The organism is Vulcanisaeta sp. EB80 (assembly GCF_002078205.2).
Genome location: NZ_LCWN02000132.1, coordinates 1 through 2,391 on the forward strand (window position 1 = coordinate 1; position 2,391 = coordinate 2,391).

Consider the following 2,391-nt stretch of genomic DNA (forward strand, 5'->3'; position numbering starts at 1 on the left):
TGGAGGCAGGCAAGGAACCGCGCATAGAATTCCTCAACCCAGATGGTAGTAAGGCAGCTGCGGTAAGGCTGGATGAGAAACTCGTGAACGAACTCAATAGGCTAATAAACACAGCCTTCTCCCTATTCATAATCGACTGGTTCATTGAGGACGACATCAAAAGCATCTCAAACATAACAAACATACTCATCCCAGAGGACTACACGGAACTAAGGAACATAAGCGACTTCGTAGAGACAATTCACACAAAACTCAACGAACTAGGCATAATGAAGGAACTCGAGGACGGAGTCAGGAAGATAGAGCTAGAATGCCACGCGAACAAGCACGAAGGCAGAGACATAGTGGAAGTCATACCAGTGGGCAGATACTACCTATGCCCAGAGTGCCTAAGGAGAGCCGAGAAATACGTCGACGAAACACTAAACAAATGGAGCAACGTGAAAACAAAGGTACCAAACGAAACATGGCAAGCACTACAAAAAAGCATAGACTACATAAGAGAAATGATAAACAACACACAAACATAAAGATCATAAAGACACCACCATACCCACAGAGGTAACCCAGCCAGGTAAAGGGCTTATTCATACTCAAAACCGATGGCTAGGGTTCCATGTGGGACTTATGTGCAGTCAATATGGCAGGATTAATTGATCCACCAGCGCGTAGTGGCGATGATACGCCCTACGAAAGTTCATCCACACACCCAAATTCCATAGCGCATAACATTACAATAATTATAAAAGCCCAATATACTCTTTAGTTGACCCCGTGGAACCGGTTGGTAAGCATAAGTGGTGATTTCACAAGAATATTGAAGGAGATCCATGAGGTAGGCAAACCACACCCACAAAGAAAAACTTATAACCAATCACCAAACAAAACAAACGCCGCCGTAGCTCAGCCCAGGTAGAGCGCCCTGGGGCGAAAGCCCCGCGTAAGGCTCATAACCGGGAGGCCCCGGGTTCAAATCCCGGCGGCGGCACCAATTGTTCAGTTCCTTTTTATGGGGTTGGTGGTTTTTGTTTCCGTGGGTGTGGGTTTGTGGGGCCGCTTGGGCGAGGGTTTCTAAGCCGTGGTATCTCTTTGGGTCATTGTTGCTGTCTCCGTATTTCGTTTGATTATAAAGTTCAACAAAAGTATCGTAATTTATCTTGCCATCATAAAACACTAGGATTAATTCGGCTCGCAACCACTTTATTGGGTGATGCAAATACTTAGTAATAAGTCTAAGCAGCTTAATGGCATTTTTCCCATAAACCTCCAATACTGCTGCATTGTGTTCCTCGTCCTCATATATATGGCTCTTTATCCCTAGTTTTCCCAATGCTTCCTGAACGGCGTCTAAAAGGATCCTTTTCTTACAATTATAACACGCCGAGATACTTATGTTCAATGTGGACTTTTTAAAGTCGTATCGGATCGAACCGTCTCCGTCAATTATCCCCGCAATTAGCTTCGGTACATCCTCCGAACCCAATGCCTTTATGTACTTAATCAATTCCTCAATACTCAGCCACCTCCATTCTTCCTTTTTAACAAAGACAAAATATTGTATGGCAACGTTTGTTTTTTCTCTTCGTCGCGGTGTACCATTACCCCAAACAATTGATATACTCGGCTTTCCTATGTCAGTAAGAATTTTTAGAAACATTACGGCGCTGATTGACTCCGTTGTATTCAATGAAACTTTTACATACTCATACCTTTTGGCTTTAATTACACAATCAGCTATATCACTTGCTATAATCCCTATAAAGTAGCTAATGCTAGTTTCTGCATGAAGCCATGCACACGCATCTATGCCATGTTTCTCAAATCCGTCAATATCGATGCCGATAAATTGCAATAATGCTCTACACATCATTTTTTCACTCCAGCTAAGTTCTCTTACCATCAAGCTTTCAATATTTTCAATGATTTTATTTCTCGTTACGCGCCCCTCTATCTCAATACCGCATCTTCTCAGTAAGTCGCTGAGCCTTCCTCCTACCTTTAAAGTGACACTTATCCAATTCCTCGAAACACCGAGACTTTTGAATAGCGTTAGTACTTCACATCGTGCTTCATCATTGGTAATGCGCCATAATCTATAAATAACGTTTCTCGCGTTATCAGCAACCTCTTTACCGATTAACCTACCGTCGTGGCATTGATTTTTGATTAGCTCCTCTATGAGCCTTATTACGCATTGTTTGTCGTTGTTTTCTAGGCACCTCATTGCCTTGCTTACCAACTCGGTGCATGTTTCTATCCTCCCCGCCTGGGTGGGTTGGGGTAGGGAGGCTTCGTTGCTTAACTCCTGATCCTCCTTGCTACTCATCGGGCCTTTGCCGACTCTCGGCGGCCCATTGATTTTAAACCCACCCACAGCAATGCATTCAATTA

Annotated in this window: 1 tRNA gene and 2 pseudogenes; 2 read left to right on the forward strand and 1 reads right to left on the reverse strand. The window is 43.6% G+C overall.

The annotated features are described in order from the left end of the window. Positions 1 to 530 (forward strand): annotated as a pseudogene (locus B7L70_RS13650) (hypothetical protein); the annotation flags it as partial. Between the two features lie 362 nt (positions 531 to 892). Beyond that, a tRNA-Met gene (locus tag B7L70_RS12445) sits at positions 893 to 991 on the forward strand. Between the two features lie 246 nt (positions 992 to 1,237). On the opposite strand, the pseudogene B7L70_RS14330 reads toward B7L70_RS12445, so the two are convergent. Further along, a pseudogene (locus B7L70_RS14330) lies at positions 1,238 to 2,326 on the reverse strand (LAGLIDADG family homing endonuclease); the annotation flags it as partial. Positions 2,327 to 2,391: the final 65 nt, after the last annotated feature.